This is a genomic window from Clostridium boliviensis (assembly GCF_033342255.1).
In the GTDB taxonomy this organism is placed as follows: Bacteria; Bacillota; Clostridia; order Lachnospirales; family Lachnospiraceae; genus Lacrimispora; species Lacrimispora boliviensis.
Genome location: NZ_JAWONS010000216.1, coordinates 101,581 through 124,970, shown reverse-complemented (window position 1 = coordinate 124,970; position 23,390 = coordinate 101,581). Strand labels below are relative to the sequence as shown.

Here is a 23,390-nt window from a genome sequence, read left to right as displayed (position 1 = left end):
AAGCTTTGGCTGGAAGAGAATATCCATTGGAAAGAACCAGAAATATTGGTATTATGGCCCACATCGATGCAGGAAAGACTACATTGACCGAGCGTATCCTCTATTATACTGGTGTAAACTACAAAATCGGTGATACTCATGAAGGTACTGCTACCATGGACTGGATGGAACAGGAGCAGGAAAGAGGTATCACAATTACTTCAGCTGCTACAACCTGTCACTGGACCATGCATGAAAACACCAAGGTAAAACCAGGTGCATTAGAGCATCGTATCAATATCATTGATACTCCAGGACACGTTGACTTTACTGTTGAAGTAGAGCGCTCCCTTCGAGTGCTTGATGGTGCAGTCGGCGTATTCTGCGCAAAGGGCGGTGTAGAACCACAGTCCGAGAACGTATGGCGTCAGGCTGATACCTACAACGTACCCCGTATGGCATTCATCAACAAGATGGATATCATGGGTGCAAACTTTTTTGGTGCAGTAGAGCAGATCAAGACACGTCTTGGTAAGAATGCTATCTGCATCCAGCTTCCAATCGGAGCAGAAGATGAATTCAAAGGAATTATCGATCTGTTTGAGATGAAAGCATATATCTACAATGATGACAAGGGTGATGATATCTCTATCGTTGATATCCCGGAGGATATGAAGGACGATGCAGAACTTTACCGTGGAGAGTTAGTAGAGAAAATCTGCGAATTAGACGATGAGCTGATGATGCAGTATTTAGAGGGTGAAGAGCCTTCTGTTGAAGAATTAAAGAAAGGTTTAAGAGCTGCAACCTGTAACTGTACAGCCATTCCTGTATGCTGCGGAAGCGCATACAGAAACAAAGGCGTTCAGAAGCTTCTTGATGCAGTTCTTGAATTTATGCCTGCTCCTACTGACATTGCTTCTATTAAGGGTGTTGATATGGACGGCAATGAAATTGAACGTCACTCTTCTGATGATGAGCCGTTCTCAGCGCTTGCATTTAAGATCATGACTGATCCGTTCGTTGGAAAGCTTGCATTCTTCCGTGTATACTCCGGTATTATGAATTCCGGTTCCTATGTACTGAATGCTACTAAAGGCAAAAAAGAGCGTGTTGGACGTATCCTGCAGATGCATGCAAACAAGAGAAGTGAGTTAGACAAAGTATATTCTGGAGATATCGCGGCAGCTGTTGGTTTCAAGGTTACCACAACTGGTGATACCATCTGTGATGATCAGCATCCGGTAATTCTTGAATCCATGGAATTCCCAGAGCCAGTTATCGATATCGCGATCGAGCCAAAGACCAAAGCTGGTCAGGGCAAGATGGGCGAAGCTTTGGCAAAGCTTGCTGAAGAAGATCCTACATTCCGTGCGAAAACCAATCAGGAAACTGGTCAGGTTATCATTTCCGGTATGGGTGAGCTTCATCTTGAGATCATCGTTGACCGTCTGCTTCGTGAATTTAACGTAGAAGCAAACGTAGGTGCTCCTCAGGTTGCTTACAAAGAAACCTTTACAAAGCCAGTTGATATTGACAGCAAGTATGCAAAACAGTCTGGTGGACGTGGTCAGTATGGTCACTGTAAGGTTCGCTTTGAGCCGATGGATGCCAACGGCGAAGAACTGTTCAAGTTCGAGTCAGCGGTTGTCGGCGGTTCTATTCCGAAAGAGTACATTCCTGCAGTTGGGGAAGGTATTGAGGAAGCAACTAAGGCTGGTATTCTTGGTGGATTCCCGGTAGTAGGCGTTAAGGCTACTGTATACGACGGTTCCTACCATGAAGTCGATTCCAGTGAAATGGCATTCCACATTGCCGGTTCCATGGCATTTAAGGATGCTATGAACAAGGGTGGTTCCATTCTTCTTGAGCCGATCATGAAGGTTGAAGTAACTATGCCGGAAGAATATATGGGCGACGTTATCGGTGATATCAACTCCCGTCGTGGCCGTATCGAAGGTATGGATGACATCGGCGGCGGTAAGTTAATCAAAGCATACGTTCCGCTTTCCGAGATGTTTGGTTATTCCACAGATTTACGGTCCAGAACTCAGGGCCGCGGTAACTTCTCTATGTTCTTTGAGAAATATGAGCAGGTACCGAAGAATATTCAGGAAAAAGTTCTTACAGAGAAAAAGGGCAAATAATTCCTAACAGGTTCCACTGGATTCCGGGCTGCGAAGTCCGCCCGGAATCCCTCAAATAGGCTTGAAAATAGTGCACAAATAGCATATAATAAAAAACAGCCTAACATATAATTAAGCTCAGAAAGAGCATAAATTAAGGAGGACGTTATAAAATGGCTAAAGCTAAGTTTGAAAGAAACAAAATCCATTGTAACATCGGTACCATCGGTCACGTTGACCACGGTAAAACAACTTTAACAGCTGCTATCACAAAAACACTTCATGAGAGATTAGGTACTGGAGAGGCAGTAGCTTTCGAGAACATCGATAAGGCTCCAGAAGAGAGAGAGCGTGGAATCACTATCTCTACTGCTCACGTTGAGTATGAGACAGAGAAAAGACACTATGCACACGTTGACTGTCCAGGACATGCTGACTACGTTAAGAACATGATCACTGGTGCTGCTCAGATGGATGGTGCTATCTTAGTTGTAGCTGCTACCGATGGTGTTATGGCTCAGACAAGAGAGCACATCCTGCTTTCCCGTCAGGTAGGTGTTCCTTATATCGTTGTATTCATGAACAAGTGCGATATGGTTGACGATGCTGAGTTACTTGAGTTAGTAGACATGGAAATCCGTGAGCTGTTAAACGAGTATGAATTCCCAGGCGATGATACACCAATCATCCAGGGTTCTGCTTTAAAGGCTCTTGAAGATCCTACAAGTACTTGGGGCGACAAGGTTCTTGAATTAATGAGTGCAGTTGACGAGTGGGTTCCAGATCCAGTTCGTGAAACAGACAAGCCATTCTTAATGCCAATCGAGGACGTTTTCTCCATCACAGGCCGTGGTACTGTTGCTACTGGTAGAGTAGAGCGTGGTACATTACATGTATCTGATGAAGTTGAAATCATTGGTATCCATGAAGAGACTCGTAAAGTTGTTGTAACTGGAATCGAGATGTTCCGTAAGTTACTTGACGAGGCTCAGGCTGGTGATAACATCGGTGCATTACTTCGTGGTGTTCAGAGAACTGAAATCGAAAGAGGACAGTGTCTTGTTAAACCAGGTTCTGTAAACTGCCATAAGAAATTTACAGCTCAGGTTTACGTTCTGACAAAAGATGAAGGTGGACGTCATACTCCTTTCTTCAACAACTACAGACCTCAGTTCTACTTCAGAACAACTGACGTAACTGGTGTTTGTGATTTACCAGCTGGCACAGAGATGTGTATGCCTGGCGATAACGTAGAAATGTCTGTTGAACTGATTCACCCAATCGCTATGGAGCAGGGTCTTCGTTTCGCTATCCGTGAAGGTGGACGTACTGTAGGTTCAGGTAGAGTTGCTACTATCGTTGAATAATTAAATTAATAAGCCGAACCCTTTGTTTATGAGGGGTTCGGCTTTTTCTTTTTGTCTTGTGGTACTAAAATGGTACTATTTTAAGGAGTCGAATTTCTGAACAACTTCGTTTTGTTTATTTGGGTATAGGTGACTGTATGTCTGAAGTGTAGTATTAATATCCTCATGCCCCAGGCGTTCTGCAATGAGAAGAGGGGAGGAACCTTTTAAGAGGTGTTATGGCGAACAAGGGGCGATACTTTGTACCGATCACATACGGATCATACCGGAAGCCGAGCTCAAAGTTGAGCCGGAGAGTGCAGGAGGTTTTCGTCAGTAGGTAAAACCAACTACGAGAAAAGGGATGAAGTCGAAAGAAAGTCGAGAAAAAAGCAGCAGAACCATTGTGGCCTGCAGCAGGGAAAAGTAATTGCACATTGAAACGAGATATGTTACCATAGTGCCATGGAACAATCGTGTTACAGGGTGTGTTGACCTCTTTTCATTTTACATGAAGGGAGGTGAGGCAGATGAATATATCATTTGGAGAGCTAATGCAATTCGGAATATTCATTTTTGCGTTACTGACCTTTGTTTATACTATAACAAAGAAGTAATACATAGAAAAAACCCCTGTGAACTTGACCGGTTCAGGGGTTCTTTCAACTCTTAAGCTAGGTCAACCCCTTGTGGGCGGTTGTTCCTTTTGTAGTTATAATATAGCATATTAGCGGCATGGTTGTAAAGAGAAATAAAACGCTTGTGTTCGACTGTGGAGCGAGAAATCGTATATTATATGCAGAAAAACGAGATATGATAAGGAGAAATAAAATCCTTGCTGTTCGATTGAATGTAATTAAATATTTCTCCAAATGAGGTATATGGAATATTTATGAGAATTAAACAAACGGGTCTGGTGGAGTATACCGGTTAAATGCATATGCGTGACAATACCAGAGAGATATATCTTATACCAGCTCTTAAGGTGGGTTACAAAAATCATGATCGCCTTAAGGTTTTATTACAAATACGTAATAAAAACGTTATTGTAAAAATCAGGGAAATTAGGTATCATTGTAAGGAATCTTGATTAAGACTACATGGAGGGAATGCGAAAATGATAAAATTTAAAATAAGCAGAGTCTTTGCCGGATTTTTAGCAGCCGGATTTTTATGCTGTGCCTCTGCTTTTGTTTCGCTAGCGGATGAAGTATTTACCGATGATCAGGTGGTTATTCAGTCCTGTCTCGTTAATTCAGATTTAACCAGCGTAACGGTAAAAGCTTCAAATCATGCACCTGCTGAGGGAACTGATGGTGTACTTTATCTGGTGGAGCTTCAGCCCTATCAAAACAGCTTGGAAGGAAGAACGGATTATGCAGCCAAAGCATCTTTAGGAGACTCTGCTGCATTCACTTTTTCCCTGAATCGTAATACCCTGCAGGACAGACTTTATAGTAGGTTTGTTGTGGCAGTCTGGGATGGCAGCAAGTATATACCTGTGAGTAAACCTCATTACATCACCAATCCGGAAGCAGTAGCGGCTAATAAGAAGGAGTTCAATGATCCTCTTACCAAAAAAGGGTTAAACATTCAGCTTAACATGCTGGGGGATGCATTTGAACTGGGAGTGAAACATGTAGCTACGAATATTTCATTCCACCAGATTCTGGGACAGGGGATTGATTATCAGTATGACGGAAAGACCTATCATTTTGATACCAACGCCATAAAGAGTTACGATGAGACCATCAGTGCTCTCTCCGGAAAAGGAATGACCGTTACGGCGATTATTCTGAATGGTTGGAATCCATCAAATCCTGACCTGATTTATCCTGGGACAAAGAAAAATTCCAAGGCATTCTATTACATGTTTAATACTGCAACACCAGAAGGATATGAGCAGACTAGAGCGATAGCATCATTTCTGGCTGAGCGTTATAATGGTACCAATCCCCAGTATGGTAAGATATCCAACTGGATTATAGGAAATGAAATCAACAATCAGCAGTGGAATTACGTAGGAGCCAGGGATTTAACCAGCTACCTTCATGCATACCAGAATGCATTCCGCGTTTTCTACACAGCAATTAAAAGTACCAGTGCCAATGACCGGGTTTACTTTTCCCTGGATTATAACTGGAACAATGAGATTGATAATAAACTGAAATACGGCGGTAAAGAAGTGATTAATGCTTTCAATGCCATTGCCAATGAGCAGGGGCAGATGGACTGGGGATTATCGTATCACCCATACCCATGCCCGATGACTGAGCCGGAATTCTGGGATGATGATAAGACCGGATTGATTACCAATGATTTTGATTCACCAGTTATTAATTTTAAGAATTTAAATACGCTGACTGACTATATGGCTCAGGATTGTCTGAAAGCGCCTACCGGAAAGGTAAGACATATTATTCTGACAGAGCAGGGATTTACGGCAAAAACCCAGTCTGGTGAAGATGTTTCCCAGATACAGGCTGCAGCCTATGCTTATTCCTATTACATGGTTGACAGTAATCCTTATATTGACGCTTATATCTTAAGCCGGCAGGTGGATGCTCCCCTGGAAGTCAGAAGTGGTCTTGCCTTTGGACTCTGGGCATGTGACATGAATAAGGGAGATGATATCGTGGCAACCAGACGGCGCAAGATCTGGCAGGTCTTCCATGAGATAGATAAGAAAAAGAGTACATTAGAAACAACGGAGTTTGCTAAATCAATTATTGGTATACAAAAATGGTCTGATGTGATTCCTAACTTTAAGTGGAGAGCATTAGAGAAATAAAAAAAAGCTGTCATGAATTCATGGCAGCTTTTTTCTTGCTTTCTATTTGAATCAAACGCATTATTTCCAGGTTAAAGCACTGTAAGCATCCAGGAGACCTCCGCTTACCAGTTTACCTGAAAGTGTATCCAGTTTTCTGCTGGAGTTTATAATAGTGTTTTTTACATCGGCTAAAGTAATATCTGTACGATACGAATAAAGCATGGCTGCAACACCTGTAACCATAGGTGCTGCCATAGAAGTTCCGCTCATATATCCATAGGAATTATCTGGTATAGTGCTTAGGATATAGGTTCCGGGTGCAGCGATATCTACGCTTGCCGCTCCATAATTGGAATCCTTGCTTAAGGAACCGTCAAACAGGATATTTGCCACAGAGATAACATTATCATATGGAAGAGATGCAGGATAAACCGGATATACGTCCGTATTATACCCAAGACCGGATATTCCGCCATTCCCGCAGGAGACAACAAAAAGCATATGGGAATTCTTAATTGTCTGGGCGAGCTCTTCGCTGTATCCGGTTGTTCCCATACTTAAGTTGCAGATGGATGCCCCATTTCGTTCTGCATAGTGAATCGCATTGATTACAGCGACAGGAGAACCGACTCCTTCTTTGCCTCCAAGAGCCTTTAATGGCATAATTTTGACATAGTTGTTGTCCGTGATACCTGCTATTCCAAAACTTCCTCTTGATGCACCGATCGTTCCGGCTGCATGGGTGCCGTGGCTATCCTCGCTGCCGGCAAAGATCTGGTTGTTGCCTGAATAAAAGTTCCAGCCATGGATATCATCTGCATAACCATTGCCGTCGTTATCAATGCCGTCTCCGTCTGTCTCCCCTGGGTTTGTCCAGATCGCATTCTGCAGCTCCTGATGACCGATATCAATTCCTGTATCTATGATTGCCACGATAACAGATCGCTTATTTTCTGCCTGATCATAGAGAGCCCAGGCAGGCTGAATGTTAATGTCAATTCCTGAAACTGCATGTGTAACTTTTGATTCATAGTTTCCTGGACCCGGTGTTGGAATGGCAAGATTACCTGAGTTGTCATTTTCGTTGTATAGATTATCTACGTTTCTAAATTTCTGCACCAATTCGATGAGGCGGAATTCACCATCATTCTTTAAGCCCCACTGATACGTGGAAAATTCATCAGAGGCAGAGAGGTTATTAAGCCCGGGTCCCAATGCCATAACATGCAAATCCTGTCCCTGTTCGTTTGTAAATATATGAAGCAGTTCTTTTGATGCGCCGGGTCTGCTGTCCGCTGAATCAGGATTCATTAAGAAAAGGATCCCTGCAAATAAAATTGCGAGAGATATGCATGCGGCGCGTGTTATCTTTTTCATGATTTTTTACTCCTTATATAATGAACTGTCTTTACGATTTCCTTATTATATCATAAACCCTACGGGGATTGCTGGAAAATTATGTGAAAATAATCTTAATTTTATCCAAATCTCTTATGGCTTTTTATTGAAATACCTTTTTCATCTGTGATATGATTACTTTGTTTAGATAAGGGAGGAAGAAAAATGGAGAATGCAATATTCAACCGGTTGGCAGGCGGACTGATAGTCTCATGCCAGGCTCTGCCTGATGAACCTCTTTTCAGTTCTTATATTATGTCACGAATGGCATATGCGGCCATGGAAGGCGGTGCGGTTGGTATCCGGACTAATTCCATATCTGATATACGTGAAATTAAGAAAAATGTGGATTTACCCATAATAGGCATTATAAAGCAAAAATATAAAGGGGCAGATATTGTTATTACACCTACTATGAAGGAAGTGGAAGCTCTTGTTTCTGAGGGTGTGGACATCATTGCCCTGGACTGTACTGACAGACCACGGCCGGATGGAGAGAGCATGGGGGATTTTTTGAGAAAGATCAGATTAAAATATCCTAATCAGCTTTTTATGGCAGATTGCTCTGATTACGAAGAGGGAATGACTGCTGCTCATATTGGTATTGATCTGATAGGGACGACTTTATGCGGCTATACCCAGTATACCCGGACTGCCGTTCTTCCAAATCTGGAACTAATCAGGCGGCTGTCCACAGATAGTGGGAAACACGTGATTGCAGAAGGTGGTATTAAGACCCCGGATCAGCTGAAAGCTGTATTCAAAGCGGGAGCATGGGCGGCAGTAGTAGGAAGTGCCATTACAAGACCCAGAGAGATAACCCGTGATTTTATAACCGGTGCAGAGTGCCGCACTGGAGAAAAAACAGATAAAAAGGGAGAAGCAGAGTGATGAAAGGTGATTTTTTAACCAGGATTCGTGCAGAATATAATCAGTTTACGAAGGCTGAGCGGAAAGTAGCAGATTACATACTCCAGAACTACAGAGAGGTGCTGTTTATGTCCATTACTGATCTGGCTGAAGCGTGTGAAGTTGGAGATACCAGTGTATTCCGCTTTTGCAAAACATTGGAGCTGAAAGGTTATCAGGAATTTAAGATGCAGTTATCTTTAAGTCTGCATGATGAAACAACGGGACAGGGGCGTTTAGAAGGTGATATCAGCCTGAAAGATTCTTTTGCGGAAGTATCCAGGAAAGTTCTTAACACAAATATGAGCGCACTTGAGGAAACGTATTCCTTATTAAATGAGGAAAGCTTTGACCAGGTAATCCGTTATCTTCACGAAGCAAAAAGGATATGTTTTTTTGGAGTGGGAGCCAGTATGCTGTCCGCCATGAAAGCTGCAAACAAGTTCTTAAGAATTGAACCCAAGGTATCCTGTGTATCAGATTCCCACATGCAGGCGATGGTAGCCTCCATGCTGAGGGAGGGAGAAGCAGCTGTGATATTCTCTTATTCTGGTGCTACGAAAGATACCATTCATGTTGCAGAGCTTGCAAAAAAGTCCGGTGCGGCTACTATCTGTATCACCCGTTTTGTAAAATCTCCTCTTACCTCATTTGCCGACATAACGCTGCTTTGCGGAGCGAACGAAGGACCTTTGCAGGGAGGATCCACATCCTCGGAAATCAGTCAGCTCTTTCTGATTGATTTAATGTATACGGAATATTACAGACGATATTTTGACACCTGTAATCAGGTGAATGAGAGGGTATCTTCATCAGTACTGGATAAGATGTGTTAATTTGATTGCATGAAAGTGAGAGGGGGGACCCAATGGAAGAAAAATATTTTCGCAACAAAGTGATCTGGTTTACATTTATATTCAGTGTACTGGTGATCTGGGTTCATTCTTATAATGCAGTACTGTTTTTAGGAAAGACCGGCGTTGCCTATCGGGTAGACTTACTGGAGCGTTTTTGGGGGAATACAGTAGCGCAGATTGCTGTCCCGGGCTTCTTTTTAATATCTTCCTATTTGTTTTTTCGGGGATTTACAATGGAAAAGTTATGGATTAAATGGAATTCCAGGATACGAAGTATTCTGGTTCCTTATATTATGTGGAACTTTCTGTATTATCTTGGTTATGTTATCGGGAGCAGAATTCCTTTTATATCCAGGGTGATAGGAAAAGGCAGAATTCCTTTCACCTTTCCGGAAGCAGCACAGGCAGTGCTTCACTTTTCCTATAATTATGTATTCTGGTATCTGAATCAGCTGATCCTCCTGGTCCTTATTGCGCCTGTTATTTATATGGTTGTAAAAAGAAAGGCATCTGGAATAGCATTATTGGCAGGTATTCTGGCTGCAATCTATCTGGGGGGAGCGCTTCCGTTGGTAAATCTGGATGCTCTCTTTTATTATTCATTTGGCGCATATGCTGCCATTCATGGAAAAGAGATAGCAGAAAGTTCTTTTAACAAAAATTCTCTTGTGGCAGGTTGCGTTCTTTTCGTTGCTGGCTGTCTGGTTAAGAACGTGGATATTCCCGGTCATGTGAGGGGAGAGTATGCAGCTGCAACAGTCTGCTTCAGGCTGATGATTCCCGTAAGTTTATGGCTCATAATTCCAGGCAGATACCTAAACGAGGTAAAGGATTGGATGAAACAGAATTTTTTTCTCTATGCCATACATTTTTCGGTTGTACGGTTAATTAATAAAACGGGAGCATTGCTGCTCCCGCCGGTACCGGGCATAACGGTTGGCCTTTATATCACTATGCCATTATTCTGCATTTTGATCAGTACTGCAGTGAGCCTTCTTTTAAGAAAATATCTGCCTCTGATCTGGTGCCTGTTTAACGGAGGGCGTTGACCAGGCTGATTCTAGACGACGTCTGACGACCATCTGCCGGAAGCTCCGCATGGGAGAATAAGACCTGAGCTTTTCACCGGAAGCCCCACTTCATCGGACTGAACACTGCCTCCGAATTTCTGTACGATCTCCGTAGAAATCATATAGGACAGTACAGAAGGAGCCAGTCCCGTAGTATAGGAATTGATGAGAAAGAATAGCGGTGAATCGGATAAGAGCTGGGAACAAAGCTTGACGAATGGGTAGATGGAGTCTTCGATCTTCCAGATCTCTCCTTTTGGTCCTCTGCCGTAAGACGGAGGATCCATAATAATTGCGTCATAATGATTGCCCCTTCTGATTTCCCGTTCAACGAATTTAACACAGTCATCGACGATCCAGCGGATAGAAGCGGATTCCAGTCCTGACGAACGGGCGTTTTCCTTGGCCCATCCAACCATACCCTTGGAAGCATCTACATGAGTCACATGAGCTCCTGCCTTTGCAGCAGCCAGAGTTGCGCCCCCGGTGTATGCAAAGAGATTGAGAACTTTTACCGCCCGTCCGGCCAGTCTTATCTTGTCCCCAAACCAGTCCCAGTTAGCGGCCTGTTCCGGAAAAAGACCTGTGTGTTTAAAACTGAATGGCTTCAGCTGAAATGTTAATTCCTTATAATTGATGGTCCATTGTTCCGGAAGGTGAAAGAATTCCCATTCGCCGCCGCCCTTGGCACTGCGATGATAATGACCATTCATTTTTGTCCAGCCCGGTTCTTTTTTGGGGGTGGACCAGATGACCTGGGGGTCAGGACGAACCAGGAGATAATTCCCCCATCGTTCTAATTTTTCCCCCTCTGAACAATCTATTACTTCATAATCTTTCCAGCCGTCTGCAATCCACATACTTGTTGCCGCCTTTCTTTCTATATAAATGTCTTTATTTATCTTAATGATTCTATGATTATACTGGATGGAGCTTTGAGCGTCAAGGTTATTCACACCTTGTCTGCTGGTTCTATATATTATAGTATAATAATAATTAAAGAGGTGTAAGACTTATGGGCTGTTTCCGGATGGGATTTTCTTTCGGCTGCTGTGGGTGTAATTACTGGTGTAACTGGCGGGGCTGTAATGGCTGTGGCTGGATCTGCAGTAATTGCTGCAATAACCGGTCAAGATGCTGCAGAAGCTGCCGGCCAAACTGTGGATGCAGAAATAACTGCTGCAGTAGAAATAACTGCTGCAGATAGGATATATGAAATAGATTGAAAGACAGGCAATGCCGGATCAGCTGGTTTTATCCCTCCGATCCGGCATTGGTCTTTTCCGGGTCTGACATGTAGATTACGGGGAGACAATAATTTTGTAATAGAATTGAAAGATTAAAACAGTTGAATAATCTAAGATTAATTGTTAAAATAAATATTAGTAAAAAAGGAAATCCCTGTAAGGAGTGAAGATATGAAAAGAAAAGGTCTCATTGCACTGGCAGCAGCAGCCATACTGACAGTCGGAGCGGCATCTATGGACGTCTGGGCGGCCGAGGGGTGGGCACAGTCAGGAAGCACCTGGGTATATTATGATTCAAGCGGAGGTAAAATAAGCAATACCTGGAAAAAAGGTGCGGATAATTTGTGGAGGTATTTAGACAGCAATGGTGATATGGCAGTCAATACCTGGGTTGAGAACACTTATTATATGGATTCCAACGGTATTCTCGTAACGGATAAGTGGATGAAATTTAAGGATTCAGGTAGTAATGATTACAAGTGGTATTATTTTGGGAGCAGCGGAAAAGCGATTATGGACAACTGGTCTAAAATCGACAATAAGTGGTACTATTTTGATCCCAACGGCGAGATGCAGACGGGCTGGATCCTTGACGACATGTATTATACAGGAGCGGACGGAGTCATGAAGACGGGCTGGCAGAAGCTTTTACCGCCGGACAGCTACGATGACGGACGGATCACGCCCGGAGATTCAGATGAAGGAAAAAGTTGGTTCTACTTTAGCGATAACGGTAAGAAATATGTGCCAAAAGATTTTTCCGGAGATTACGGTTCTTACAGAATTGACGGAATTTCATATTGTTTCAATGATAAAGGGGAACTGCAGTCAGGTTGGAAGAAAGTCGGTGTTGATAACGCTGAATATGAGATTCAAAATTACAAATATTACGATACAAATGGAAAGCTCCGTGAGGGATGGTATTCCACAGAACCACCTGAGGATATAACCGGATACGAAGAGGGTGTGGAATGGTTCTATTTTTCCAGTTCAGGAATTCCAAAAGCAGGTCCCAAGGAAGGCGAAGCCAGTACCTCCAATCTTGTAAGGATTAAAGACAATACATACTTGTTTAATGATCTGGGTGTTCCTGTGTGCGGACTTCAAAAGCTGCACATCGGCAGCGGCTCTGATTATACAGCTTTTTATTTCGGAGATAAAAAGACAAGCAGTATGCAGACGGGAAGAGTTAAGGTAATAGAAGGAGATGGAAACGAATGCATGTATTATTTCAGTAACAGCGGCAGGGGCTATACTGGAGTGAAGGATGGCTACCTCTATTATATGGGAAAGATTCAGTCTGCAGAAGAAGGCTCCAAGTATGAGCCAATCTCCATTCCCACTGGCAGTACAACAACTACTTATGTCGTGAATACATCAGGAAGAGTTTCCAGGGGTACTACTGTAAAGAGCGCTGATGGCGTGAAATACAAAACAAGCAGCAACGGAACTCTTTTAAAAGTGGATGATGAAACGCCCTCTGGTAATGAAGGAAGAGAACCTTATGAACCAGCCTGGAAGTAAAAATCAGACTCCTAAATGCGCAAAATCTGGAAAAATCAGATTTTGCGTTTTTTTGAAAAAAGTACTTGCAATACCATGGAAAATATGGTATTCTGTTAAGGCTGTGGCATGATAGCTGTGAAACGTGAGGTTGCTGCTGAAAAGCAGGTTTTCCGTGGAGCGAATGTCAAGTTAGGAAACTGGCGACAAGTCACTGTACAATTTAAAATTCTGTTTGTTTCAAACGGATGGTCAGTGTGGGTCTTGAATGACACACACGGGAACGTGTACAGTCACCGCTTGTCGTACTTCTACTAAGTGCGAAAAGGAGGCGACTTTTTTTATGGCAAGTCAAGTAATGAGAATCACATTAAAGGCGTATGATCATCAGTTAGTTGATCAGTCTGCAGGCAAAATCATCGACACTGTAAAAAAGACAGGATCAAAAGTGAGCGGACCGGTGCCGTTACCAACAAAGAAAGAAGTGGTAACTATCTTAAGGGCGGTTCATAAGTACAAAGATTCCAGAGAGCAGTTCGAGCAGAGAACGCATAAGAGACTCATCGATATCATTACACCAAGTCAAAAAACTGTTGATGCATTATCCAGACTGGAAATGCCGGCAGGGGTGTATATCGATATCAAGATGAAGAACAAATAATCTTCATCGAAAGAAACAATTTAGGTAAGGTCCTGAAGGGTTTTAATATAGAAGTAACACTTTTTCCTCTAAGGAATCAACATCTCCATGAGCGGAAACGCATGGTAAGTAATTACTCATTCGTCAGACCGCGGAGTCATAGTGTTCCACGTATATTTGGACTGTTCTAGGATGATTGCGAAAGCAATCCGCTGTAGAATTAACAACCAGGAGGTAAAAACATGAAGAAGGGTATTTTAGCTACCAAAGTCGGAATGACACAGATCTTCAATGAAAATGGAGTATTAACTCCAGTAACAGTTCTTCAGGCTGGTCCTTGTGTCGTAACACAGGTTAAGACAGTTGAGAACGATGGTTACAATGCAGTACAGGTTGGTTATGTTGATAAGAGAGAAAAACTCATCAGCAAGCCATTAAAAGGCCATTTTGATAAGGCTGGTGTTTCTTACAAGAGATTTGTAAGAGAATTTAAGTTCGAGAATGCTTCTGAGTATTCTGTGAAAGATGAAATCAAAGCAGAAGTCTTCGCTGCAGGCGATAAGATTGATGCAACCGCAATCTCCAAAGGTAAAGGTTTCCAGGGTGCTATCAAGAGACACGGACAGTCCAGAGGACCTATGGCTCACGGTTCCAAGTTCCACCGTCACGCTGGTTCCAATGGCGCTGCTTCTGACCCAAGCAAGGTATTCAAAGGCAAAAAGATGCCTGGCCAGATGGGTAATAAGAGGATCACAATCCAGAACCTTGAAATCGTTAGGGTTGATATTGAAAACAACCTGATTTTGGTTAAGGGTGCTGTACCAGGACCTAAAAAATCTCTCGTAACAATCAAGGAAACAGTAAAAGCAGCTAACTAATGCTTTTATAAGAAAGGAGGATTACACAGATGGCAAACGTATCTGTTTACAATATGGAAGGTAAAGAAGTTGGCACATTAGAGTTAAGCGATGCAGTGTTTGGTGTAGAAGTTAATGAGCACCTTGTACACATGGCAGTCGTAAGCCAGCTTGCAAATAAGCGCCAGGGAACACAGAAAGCTAAAACACGCGCTGAAGTATCCGGCGGCGGTAGAAAACCGTGGAAACAGAAGGGAACCGGTCATGCCAGACAGGGTTCAACAAGATCTCCTCAGTGGACAGGCGGCGGAGTAGTATTCGCACCAACACCAAGAGATTATACAATCAGACTGAACAAGAAGGAAAAGAGACTTGCTCTTAAATCCGCACTTACCAGCAGAGTGAGCGAGAATAAGTTCATTGTTGTTGACGAGTTAAAGTTTGATGAAATCAAGACAAAGAAATTCCAGGCTGTATTAGATAATTTAAAGGTATCCAAGGCTCTTGTGGTTGTTGGAGACGACAGCGCTAACACGGTAAAGAGCGCAAGAAACATCGCTGCTGTTAAGACTGCTTTTGTTAACACAATCAATGTATACGATATCTTAAAGTATAACACAGTTGTTGCTACCAAGACTGCTGTTGCAGCAATCGAGGAGGTGTACGCATAATGGCAGATATTAAATATTACGACGTGATTCAGAAACCTATCGTTACTGAAAAAAGCATGAACGCTATGGCGTCCAAGAAGTACACATTTTTAGTGCACACAGATGCGAATAAGACGATGATCAAGGAAGCTGTTGAGAAGATGTTCCCAGGCACTAAGGTTGCCAACGTGAACACCATGAACTTAGATGGAAAGACCAAAAGAAGAGGTACAACTTTCGGTAAGACAGCTAAGACAAAGAAAGCAATTGTTCAGTTAACAGCTGACAGCAAAGATATCGAAATTTTCGAAGGACTGTAAGATCGGAACGCTTGGCATGAAGTGATTCGGGCCCGGCGTCAACGATTTTCAGTTACCTGAGTGATGAACATTATATCACAATAAACAAGATACGCCAGGAGACGTTGAAACACCATACTGGTATACCTTGATGTCCAAAAGGCGTGGACTAGAAAGTAGAACGCCTCACGGCATCCCTTTATGTCCAAAAGGCGTGGACTAGAAAGTAGAAAGGAGATACAAAATGGGAATCAAAAAGTATAACCCATATACCCCTTCCAGAAGACAAATGACCGGATCTGATTTCAGCGAAATCACAAAGTCAACTCCTGAGAAATCCTTAATCAGCAAAACTATTAAAAAAACAGCCGGCCGTAATAACCAGGGTAAAATTACTGTCAGACATCGCGGAGGCGGCGTTAAAAGAAAATATAGAATCATTGACTTCAAGAGAAACAGCAAAGACGGCATTGCAGCAACTGTAATCGGTGTAGAGTACGATCCGAACAGAACTGCTAATATCGCACTGATCAGCTATGTAGACGGAACAAAGGCTTATATCCTTGCTCCAGCTGGTTTAACAGACGGAATGACTGTTATGAGCGGCGAGACTGCAGAAGCAAGAGTAGGTAACTGCCTTCCATTAAGCAAGATCCCGGTTGGTGCTCAGGTTCATAACATTGAGCTTTACCCAGGAAAAGGCGGACAGCTGGTTCGTTCTGCTGGTAACAGCGCACAGTTAATGGCTAAAGAAGGAAAATATGCAACTCTTCGTTTACCTTCCGGCGAGATGAGAATGGTTCCGATCAACTGCAGAGCTACTATTGGTGTTGTTGGAAACGGCGATCATAACCTGATCAATATCGGTAAAGCTGGTAGAAAACGTCACATGGGATTCCGTCCTACAGTGCGTGGTTCTGTTATGAACCCGAATGACCATCCTCACGGTGGTGGTGAAGGTAAGACTGGTATCGGACGTCCGGGGCCATCTACACCATGGGGCAAACCAGCACTTGGCTTAAAGACCAGAAAGAAAAACAAACAGTCTAACAGACTGATCGTTAGAAGAAGAGATGGAAAGACCGTTAAATAAATGAAGGAGGTTAGAACCTATGGCTCGCTCACTTAAAAAAGGACCATTTGCAGATGCTCATTTACTGAAAAAAGTAGATGCAATGAACGCAGCAGGACAGAAGCAGGTAATTAAGACTTGGTCTCGCCGTTCTACAATCTTCCCGCAGATGGTTGGACATACAATTGCAGTTCATGATGGCAGAAAACACGTTCCGGTATATGTTACAGAAGATATGGTTGGACATAAACTGGGTGAATTCGTTGCTACCAGATCTTACAGAGGACATGGAAAAGACGAGAAAAAATCAGGTCGTAAGTAATATAGAAACAGACACCCTCAAGATATTCTTGTTTGAGAATTTCCACAGGGCGTTAAAGTTGAAAGGAGGATTCACCTATGGCTAAGGGACATAGAAGCCAGATTAAGAGAGAAAGAAATGCCCAGAAGGACACAAGACCGTCAGCAAAGTTATCCTATGCTAGGGTTTCAGTTCAGAAGGCATGCTTCGTATTAGATGCCATCAGAGGCAAAGACGCTGTTTCAGCACTTGGTATTGTAATTTACAATCCCAGATATGCTTCTACTTTAATAGAGAAGTTATTAAAATCAGCAATCGCAAATGCTGAGAACAATAACGGTATGGACCCCGCAAAACTTTATGTAGAGGAATGTTTTGCAAATAAGGGACCGACAATGAAAAGAGTAAAACCGAGAGCACAGGGCCGCGCTTACAGAATCGAAAAGAGAATGAGCCACATCACCATCGTGCTTAATGAAAGATAAGGAGGCAAATAATGGGACAGAAAGTTAATCCACACGGCTTAAGAGTCGGTGTTATTAAAGACTGGGACTCAAAATGGTATGCTGAAGCTGATTTCGCAGACAACTTAGTAGAAGATTATGCGATCAGAAAATTCCTGAAGAAGAAATTATACAGCGCAGGCATTTCTAATATTGAAATTGAACGTGCATCTGACCGCGTTAAAATTGTTATCCACACAGCAAAACCAGGTGTAGTAATCGGTAAGGGTGGATCTGAAATTGAGAAGGTAAAAACTCAAGTTCAGAAGCTTACAGACAAAAAGATATTTGTTGATATTAAAGAGATTAAAAGACCAGATAAAGATGCTCAGTTAGTAGCTGAATCTATTGCACAGCAGTTAGTGAACCGTGTATCTTTCCGTCGTGCTATGAAGTCTACCATGGGACGTTCCATGAAATCTGGTATTAAGGGAATTAAGACTGCAGTTGCAGGTCGTCTTGGCGGTGCTGATATGGCTCGTACAGAGTTCTACAGCGAGGGAACTATTCCGTTACAGACACTCAGAGCAGATATTGACTATGGTTTCGCTGAGGCAGATACAACCTATGGTAAGATCGGTGTTAAGGTATGGATCTACAATGGCGAAATACTTCCAACTAAAGGAAAAAAGGAAGGGAGCGATAAATAATGTTAATGCCTAAGAGAGTTAAGCGTCGTAAACAGTTCCGTGGAAGCATGGCTGGTAAAGCTTTAAGAGGCAATACAATCAGCAATGGTGAGTTCGGTTTAGTCGCTTTAGACCCATGTTGGATCAAATCAAATCAGATCGAGGCAGCCCGTGTTGCCATGACCCGTTATATTAAGCGTGGCGGTAAAGTCTGGATCAAGATTTTCCCGGATAAGCCTGTAACAGCAAAGCCAGCAGAGACCCGAATGGGTTCCGGTAAGGGCGCTCTGGAGTACTGGGTAGCAGTAGTAAAACCAGGTCGTGTATTATTCGAAATCGCTGGAGTACCTGAAGAAACAGCACGTGAAGCTTTACGTCTTGCTATGCACAAGTTACCATGCAGATGTAAAATTGCTGCTAAGGCAGATTTAGAAGGCGGTGAATGACAGTGAAAATGAATAAATATGTTGAAGAATTAAAAGGAAAATCAGTTGCCGAGCTGAATGTAGAATTAGTAGCTGCAAAGAAAGAACTTTTCAACTTAAGATTCCAGAATGCGACCAATCAGCTTGATAACACAAGCAGGATCAAAGATGTTCGCAAAAACATTGCCAGAATTCAGACTGTTATAACTGAGAAGGCTAAATTAGCTTAAGTTGCAGCTTATTTTAAAAAGCATGACACACACGAGTGTGTGTTAACTTATAGATTGGGGCCTTCGGAGGCCATAACTCGAAAGGAGAATACAGAACGTGGAAAGAAATCTTAGAAAAACCCGTACTGGTAAGGTTGTGAGCAACAAGATGGATAAGACCATTGTTGTAGCGATTGAAGACCATGTAGAACATCCTTTATACGGCAAGATCGTAAAAAGAACGTATAAATTAAAAGCACATGATGAGAAAAATGACTGCAACATGGGCGATACAGTAAAAGTAATGGAAACAAGACCGCTGTCAAAAGACAAGAGATGGAGACTTGTGGAGATTCTCGAAAGAGCGAAATAATTTATTTCCAGGAAGGAGTAACAGGCATGATTCAGCAGGAAACCAGATTAAGGGTTGCCGACAATACCGGTGCAAAAGAACTTCTTTGTATCCGTGTTATGGGCGGATCTACAAGAAGATATGCTAATATTGGTGATGTTATCGTTGCCAGCGTAAAAGATGCAACACCTGGCGGTGTTGTGAAGAAAGGCGACGTTGTCAAAGCCGTTGTGGTACGTACTGTTAAAGGCGCGCGCCGTAAAGACGGTTCATATATTAAGTTCGATGAGAATGCTGCCGTAATTATCAAAGATGACAAGACTCCCAAAGGAACTCGTATCTTTGGACCGGTTGCCAGAGAGTTAAGAGAGAAACAGTTCATGAAAATTGTTTCCTTAGCTCCGGAAGTATTATAAGGAGGTGTCGGACTGTGCATAAAATAAAAAGAGACGACCTTGTAAAGGTTATCGCAGGAAAAGATAGAGACAAACAGGGTAAAGTTCTTCATGTAGATACGAAGAACAACAGAGTGGTAGTGGAAGGCGTAAACATGATCACAAAGCATGTGAAACCAGGCGCAGGAAACCCACAGGGCGGTATCGTACAGAAAGAAGCTGCACTTGATATCTCCAATGTAATGCTTGTTGTTGACGGAAAAGCAACCAGAGTCGGCTTTGAAGTAAAAGACGGCAAGAAAGTCCGCGTTGCTAAAACAACCGGCAAAGTAATTGATTAATTCGGAGAGGAGGAATAAAAATTGGCTAGATTAAAAGAGACCTACCAGTCAGAGATCGTAGAAGCTATGATCAAGAAATTTGGATATAAAAACAACATGGAAGTTCCGAAGTTAGATAAGATTGTCATCAATATGGGTATTGGTGAAGCAAAGGAAAATGCCAAGATTTTAGACTCTGCAGTAAGAGATTTAGAAATCATCTCCGGTCAGAAAGCAGTTTTAACAAAGGCTAAAAAATCAGTTGCTAACTTCAAACTCAGAGAAGGTATGCCAATCGGATGTAAAGTTACCTTACGCGGTAAGAGAATGTATGAGTTCGCTGATCGTCTGATTAACCTTGCACTTCCTCGTGTACGTGACTTTAGAGGAGTAAATCCTAACGCATTTGATGGCAGAGGAAACTTTGCACTTGGAATCAAGGAGCAGCTTATTTTCCCTGAAATTGAGTACGATAAAGTTGACAAGGTAAGAGGTATGGACATTATATTTGTTACTACCGCTAAGACAGACGAAGAAGCCCGTGAACTTTTGACATTATTCAATATGCCATTTGCAAAATAGTAGGAGGAATTATCCATGGCTAAGACTTCAATGAAGATCAAACAGCAGAGACCTGCTAAGTTCTCCACAAGAGAATATAATCGTTGCAGAATCTGCGGTCGTCCGCATGCTTATTTAAGAAAATACGGAATTTGCAGAATCTGCTTCCGTGAATTAGCATATAAGGGTCAGATCCCAGGCGTTAGAAAAGCAAGCTGGTAAAATAAGGAAGGAGGCAATTTCAAAATGACAATGAGCGATCCAATCGCAGATATGCTTACAAGAATTCGTAATGCAAATACTGCAAAACATGATACAGTAGATGTACCTTCATCCAAGATGAAATTAGCTATTGCTGATATCCTTGTTAAAGAGGGATACATTAAAAAATATGATATCGTAGAAGACGGTGCGTTCCAGACAATCCGGATCACATTAAAATACGGTAAAGATAAAAACGAAAAAATTATCACAGGTATCAAGAGAATTTCCAAACCTGGCTTACGTGTATATGCAAGCAAGGAAGAAATGCCGAAAGTACTGGGCGGTCTTGGTATTGCAGTCATTTCCACAAACCAGGGCGTAATTACCGATAAGGAAGCACGCACTCAGGGCGTTGGCGGAGAAGTACTTGCATTTGTTTGGTAGGCATTGAACACTTAATGAACGCTGGCCGAAGGCGAGGCGCGAATTTAGTGTGACGGCGTACCCCGCATTATCGGGTAAAGCCGTTCTTCGACCAAAGGGAGAAGAACTACCCTGTGAAACTTAGTGTGATGCAGGGCTCAATGCATCTGAAAACAGAGGGAACGCACAGATTCCTTCCGAAAATTTAAGGAGGTAAACGGCATGTCACGTATAGGAAGAATGCCTATCGCGATTCCAGCAGGCGTTACTGTTGCAATTGCAGAAAATAATAAAGTGACTGTAAAAGGTCCTAAGGGAACTCTTGAGAGAGTATTACCCTCAGAGATGACAATCAAAGAAGAAGATGGTCATATCATTGTAACAAGACCAAACGATTTAAAGAAAATGAAATCTTTACACGGTCTTACAAGAACCTTAATCAACAACATGATCGTTGGTGTTACTGCAGGATATGAGAAAAAGCTTGAAATCAACGGTGTTGGTTACAGAGCTCAGAAGCAGGGTAAGAAACTTGTTCTTTCCCTTGGTTACTCCCATCCGGTAGAAATGGAAGATCCTGAAGGAATCGAATCTGCCATGGAAGGTCAGAATATCATCTTCGTTAGAGGTATCGATAAAGAAAAAGTTGGCCAGTACGCTGCTGAAATCAGAGATAAGAGAAGACCTGAACCATATAAGGGCAAGGGTATCAAATATGCTGACGAAGTGATCAGACGTAAAGTTGGTAAGACTGGTAAGAAATAATTAAGGAGAGTGTAAAGATGGTTAGCAAAAAGTCAAAAAGCGAAATCCGCGTTAAGAAGCACAACAGATTACGTAATCGTCTTGCAGGTACTGCAGAGAGACCACGTTTAGCTGTGTTTAGAAGTAATAATCATATGTATGCTCAAATTATTGACGATACAGTTGGTAAGACTTTAATTGCTGCTTCTTCAGTAGAAAAAGAAGTAAAGGCAGAAATAGAGAAAACTAACAACGTTGATGCTGCAGCATATGTGGGTACCGTACTTGCAAAGAGAGCAATGGAAAAAGGAATTAAAGTAGTTGTCTTTGACAGAGGCGGATTTATATATCAGGGTAAGATTCAGGCATTAGCAGACGCAGCCAGAGAAGCTGGTCTGGAATTCTAGTAGAGAGGAGAACACAGCGTGAAACATACAATTATTGATGCAAGTCAGTTAGAATTAAACGACAAAGTGGTTGCTATCAAGCGTGTATCTAAAACCGTTAAAGGTGGACGTACCATGAGATTCTCTGCTTTAGTAGTCGTAGGCGATGGCAACGGCCGTGTTGGTGCTGGTCTTGGCAAAGCCGGAGAAGTTCCAGAAGCAATCCGTAAAGGAAAAGAGGCTGCAGTTAAGAATATGGTTACTGTTCCGATCGATGAGAACAACAGTATCCCTCACGACCTGTTAGGAAAATTTGGAAGTGCATCCGTACTTCTTAAGAGAGCTTCCGAAGGTACAGGAGTTATTGCGGGAGGTCCTGCCCGTGCAGTTGTAGAGCTTGCAGGTATTAAGAACATCCGTACTAAATCCTTAGGTTCTAATAATAAAACAAACGTAGTTTTAGCAACAATCGAAGGTTTAACTCAGTTAAAGACTCCTGAGGAAGTTGCTAGACTTCGCGGCAAATCTGTTGAAGAGATTTTAGGCTAAGGAGGATAAGAAGATGGCAGATAAATTAAAAATCACATTGGTGAAATCCCCGATCGGCGCTATTCCAAAGCAGAAAGCAACCGTTTTAGCATTAGGCTTAAAAAAGCTTCATAAAACAGTTGAGATGCCGGACAATGGTGCAGTCAGAGGTATGATTGCCAACGTACGTCATTTAGTAAAAGTTGAAGAGATCTAAGAGAAAACAGTAAGGAGGTGCAAGCGATGGATTTATCAAATTTACAGCCTGCGTTAGGTTCCAAACACAGCGATAACTTCAGAAGAGGCCGCGGTCATGGTTCAGGTAATGGTAAGACAGCAGGTAAAGGTCATAAAGGACAGAAAGCTCGTTCCGGAGCTACCAGACCAGGTTTCGAAGGTGGTCAGATGCCTTTATACAGACGTATTCCGAAGAGAGGCTTTACAAATAGAAATACAAAAGTAATTATCGGCATTAATGTAGGCGCTTTAGAAGCATTCGACAACGGCACAGTAGTGACTGTTGAGACTTTATTAGAGAGCGGTATTGTTAAGAATCCGCGTGATGGAGTTAAGATCCTTGGAAATGGAGAATTAACCAAAAAGCTTACAGTAAAGGTAGGTGCTTTCAGCGAAGGCGCAAAAACCAAAATCGAGGCTTTAGGTGGAACCTGCGAGGTGATCTAA

General features: G+C 42.5%; 31 protein-coding genes and 1 pseudogene. 29 read left to right on the top strand and 3 right to left on the bottom strand.

Annotation, left to right across the window (positions count from 1 at the left end):
• Positions 1–5 precede the first annotated feature (5 nt).
• On the top strand, positions 6–2,126 hold the full coding sequence (gene fusA / locus RZO55_RS13235) for an elongation factor G (protein ID WP_318064747.1): 2,121 nt from the start codon (positions 6–8) through the stop codon (positions 2,124–2,126).
• Between the two features lie 152 nt (positions 2,127–2,278).
• Positions 2,279–3,472 carry an elongation factor Tu gene (gene tuf / locus RZO55_RS13230; RefSeq protein ID WP_318064746.1) on the top strand — a complete coding sequence of 398 codons (1,194 nt, stop codon included), beginning with the start codon at positions 2,279–2,281 and terminating at the stop codon, positions 3,470–3,472.
• A 75-nt stretch (positions 3,473–3,547) separates the two neighbouring features.
• Here the strand turns inward: tuf and RZO55_RS13225 are convergent.
• Positions 3,548–3,676, bottom strand: a pseudogene (locus tag RZO55_RS13225) (site-specific integrase); the annotation flags it as partial.
• An 892-nt stretch (positions 3,677–4,568) separates the two neighbouring features.
• Between RZO55_RS13225 and RZO55_RS13220 the strand changes: the two are divergent.
• Positions 4,569–6,242, top strand: a complete 1,674-nt coding sequence (locus RZO55_RS13220; RefSeq protein WP_318064745.1) for a DUF5722 domain-containing protein — start codon at positions 4,569–4,571, stop codon at positions 6,240–6,242.
• A 60-nt stretch (positions 6,243–6,302) separates the two neighbouring features.
• On the opposite strand, the gene RZO55_RS13215 is transcribed toward RZO55_RS13220, so the two are convergent.
• Positions 6,303–7,601, bottom strand: coding sequence for a S8 family peptidase (locus tag RZO55_RS13215; protein ID WP_318064744.1), 1,299 nt, complete (start codon positions 7,599–7,601; stop codon positions 6,303–6,305).
• A gap of 186 nt (positions 7,602–7,787) precedes the next feature.
• Between RZO55_RS13215 and RZO55_RS13210 the strand changes: the two genes are divergently transcribed.
• From RZO55_RS13210 to RZO55_RS13200, 3 genes are read left to right on the top strand one after another with little or no spacing between them, the layout of a single operon-like run.
• Positions 7,788–8,513 carry an N-acetylmannosamine-6-phosphate 2-epimerase gene (locus tag RZO55_RS13210; RefSeq protein ID WP_318064743.1) on the top strand — a complete coding sequence of 242 codons (726 nt, stop codon included), beginning with the start codon at positions 7,788–7,790 and terminating at the stop codon, positions 8,511–8,513.
• Complete coding sequence (locus tag RZO55_RS13205) at positions 8,513–9,367, top strand: MurR/RpiR family transcriptional regulator (protein ID WP_318064742.1); 855 nt, start codon at positions 8,513–8,515, stop codon at positions 9,365–9,367. Before RZO55_RS13210 ends, RZO55_RS13205 begins: the two co-directional genes overlap by 1 nt.
• Before the next feature lie 32 nt (positions 9,368–9,399).
• Positions 9,400–10,437: an acyltransferase family protein gene (locus RZO55_RS13200; RefSeq protein ID WP_318064741.1), complete on the top strand. Its 1,038-nt coding sequence runs from the start codon at positions 9,400–9,402 to the stop codon at positions 10,435–10,437.
• Between the two features lie 11 nt (positions 10,438–10,448).
• On the opposite strand, the gene RZO55_RS13195 is transcribed toward RZO55_RS13200, so the two are convergent.
• Entirely contained in the window at positions 10,449–11,318 is an 870-nt protein-coding gene (locus RZO55_RS13195) for a class I SAM-dependent methyltransferase (RefSeq protein ID WP_318064740.1), read from the bottom strand.
• Between the two features lie 192 nt (positions 11,319–11,510).
• On the opposite strand from RZO55_RS13195, the gene RZO55_RS13190 reads away from it, so the two are divergent.
• From RZO55_RS13190 to rplO, 23 genes are all read left to right on the top strand, one after another.
• The gene (locus RZO55_RS13190) at positions 11,511–11,684 is read left to right on the top strand and encodes a hypothetical protein (RefSeq protein ID WP_318064739.1); all 174 of its coding nucleotides are present in this window, start codon (positions 11,511–11,513) and stop codon (positions 11,682–11,684) included.
• Positions 11,685–11,876: 192 nt separating this feature from the next.
• Positions 11,877–13,229: a cell wall-binding protein gene (locus tag RZO55_RS13185; protein WP_318064738.1), complete on the top strand. Its 1,353-nt coding sequence runs from the start codon at positions 11,877–11,879 to the stop codon at positions 13,227–13,229.
• 322 nt (positions 13,230–13,551) lie between these two features.
• Positions 13,552–13,869, top strand: a complete 318-nt coding sequence (gene rpsJ / locus RZO55_RS13180; protein WP_013274341.1) for a 30S ribosomal protein S10 — start codon at positions 13,552–13,554, stop codon at positions 13,867–13,869.
• A gap of 221 nt (positions 13,870–14,090) precedes the next feature.
• On the top strand, positions 14,091–14,726 hold the full coding sequence (gene rplC, locus RZO55_RS13175; protein WP_318064737.1) for a 50S ribosomal protein L3: 636 nt from the start codon (positions 14,091–14,093) through the stop codon (positions 14,724–14,726).
• A 29-nt stretch (positions 14,727–14,755) separates the two neighbouring features.
• Positions 14,756–15,376, top strand: a complete 621-nt coding sequence (gene rplD, locus RZO55_RS13170; RefSeq protein ID WP_318064736.1) for a 50S ribosomal protein L4 — start codon at positions 14,756–14,758, stop codon at positions 15,374–15,376.
• Complete coding sequence (gene rplW / locus RZO55_RS13165) at positions 15,376–15,675, top strand: 50S ribosomal protein L23 (RefSeq protein ID WP_318064735.1); 300 nt, start codon at positions 15,376–15,378, stop codon at positions 15,673–15,675. The genes rplD and rplW overlap by 1 nt, the downstream gene beginning before the upstream one ends.
• 223 nt (positions 15,676–15,898) lie before the next feature.
• A complete protein-coding gene (rplB, locus tag RZO55_RS13160) occupies positions 15,899–16,747 on the top strand; it encodes a 50S ribosomal protein L2 (protein WP_097002542.1) in 849 nt (282 codons plus the stop codon).
• Positions 16,748–16,766: 19 nt separating this feature from the next.
• Positions 16,767–17,048 (top strand): 30S ribosomal protein S19, encoded by a 282-nt coding sequence (gene rpsS / locus RZO55_RS13155; protein ID WP_097002541.1) that lies wholly within the window; start codon positions 16,767–16,769, stop codon positions 17,046–17,048.
• Between the two features lie 77 nt (positions 17,049–17,125).
• Positions 17,126–17,512 carry a 50S ribosomal protein L22 gene (gene rplV / locus RZO55_RS13150; RefSeq protein WP_318064734.1) on the top strand — a complete coding sequence of 129 codons (387 nt, stop codon included), beginning with the start codon at positions 17,126–17,128 and terminating at the stop codon, positions 17,510–17,512.
• Between the two features lie 11 nt (positions 17,513–17,523).
• Positions 17,524–18,180: a 30S ribosomal protein S3 gene (gene rpsC / locus RZO55_RS13145; protein ID WP_318064733.1), complete on the top strand. Its 657-nt coding sequence runs from the start codon at positions 17,524–17,526 to the stop codon at positions 18,178–18,180.
• Entirely contained in the window at positions 18,180–18,605 is a 426-nt protein-coding gene (gene rplP, locus RZO55_RS13140) for a 50S ribosomal protein L16 (protein ID WP_097002538.1), read from the top strand. Before rpsC ends, rplP begins: the two co-directional genes overlap by 1 nt.
• A complete protein-coding gene (gene rpmC / locus RZO55_RS13135; protein WP_500683308.1) occupies positions 18,602–18,814 on the top strand; it encodes a 50S ribosomal protein L29 in 213 nt (70 codons plus the stop codon). Before rplP ends, rpmC begins: the two co-directional genes overlap by 4 nt.
• Positions 18,815–18,911: 97 nt before the next feature.
• A complete protein-coding gene (rpsQ, locus tag RZO55_RS13130) occupies positions 18,912–19,166 on the top strand; it encodes a 30S ribosomal protein S17 (protein ID WP_097002537.1) in 255 nt (84 codons plus the stop codon).
• A gap of 26 nt (positions 19,167–19,192) precedes the next feature.
• Positions 19,193–19,561, top strand: a complete 369-nt coding sequence (rplN, locus tag RZO55_RS13125; RefSeq protein WP_097002536.1) for a 50S ribosomal protein L14 — start codon at positions 19,193–19,195, stop codon at positions 19,559–19,561.
• A 14-nt stretch (positions 19,562–19,575) separates the two neighbouring features.
• Positions 19,576–19,881, top strand: coding sequence for a 50S ribosomal protein L24 (gene rplX / locus RZO55_RS13120; protein WP_097002535.1), 306 nt, complete (start codon positions 19,576–19,578; stop codon positions 19,879–19,881).
• A gap of 21 nt (positions 19,882–19,902) precedes the next feature.
• A complete protein-coding gene (rplE, locus tag RZO55_RS13115) occupies positions 19,903–20,442 on the top strand; it encodes a 50S ribosomal protein L5 (RefSeq protein WP_318064732.1) in 540 nt (179 codons plus the stop codon).
• Between the two features lie 15 nt (positions 20,443–20,457).
• Positions 20,458–20,643, top strand: coding sequence for a type Z 30S ribosomal protein S14 (locus RZO55_RS13110; protein ID WP_024291897.1), 186 nt, complete (start codon positions 20,458–20,460; stop codon positions 20,641–20,643).
• A 24-nt stretch (positions 20,644–20,667) separates the two neighbouring features.
• Positions 20,668–21,069, top strand: coding sequence for a 30S ribosomal protein S8 (gene rpsH, locus RZO55_RS13105; protein WP_318064731.1), 402 nt, complete (start codon positions 20,668–20,670; stop codon positions 21,067–21,069).
• Between the two features lie 201 nt (positions 21,070–21,270).
• Entirely contained in the window at positions 21,271–21,813 is a 543-nt protein-coding gene (gene rplF, locus RZO55_RS13100; protein WP_318064730.1) for a 50S ribosomal protein L6, read from the top strand.
• A 17-nt stretch (positions 21,814–21,830) separates the two neighbouring features.
• Positions 21,831–22,199: a 50S ribosomal protein L18 gene (rplR, locus tag RZO55_RS13095; RefSeq protein ID WP_318064729.1), complete on the top strand. Its 369-nt coding sequence runs from the start codon at positions 21,831–21,833 to the stop codon at positions 22,197–22,199.
• 18 nt (positions 22,200–22,217) lie between these two features.
• Entirely contained in the window at positions 22,218–22,727 is a 510-nt protein-coding gene (gene rpsE, locus RZO55_RS13090; protein WP_318064728.1) for a 30S ribosomal protein S5, read from the top strand.
• Between the two features lie 13 nt (positions 22,728–22,740).
• Complete coding sequence (gene rpmD / locus RZO55_RS13085; RefSeq protein ID WP_097002529.1) at positions 22,741–22,923, top strand: 50S ribosomal protein L30; 183 nt, start codon at positions 22,741–22,743, stop codon at positions 22,921–22,923.
• Positions 22,924–22,949: 26 nt separating this feature from the next.
• Positions 22,950–23,390 (top strand): 50S ribosomal protein L15, encoded by a 441-nt coding sequence (gene rplO / locus RZO55_RS13080; RefSeq protein WP_318064727.1) that lies wholly within the window; start codon positions 22,950–22,952, stop codon positions 23,388–23,390.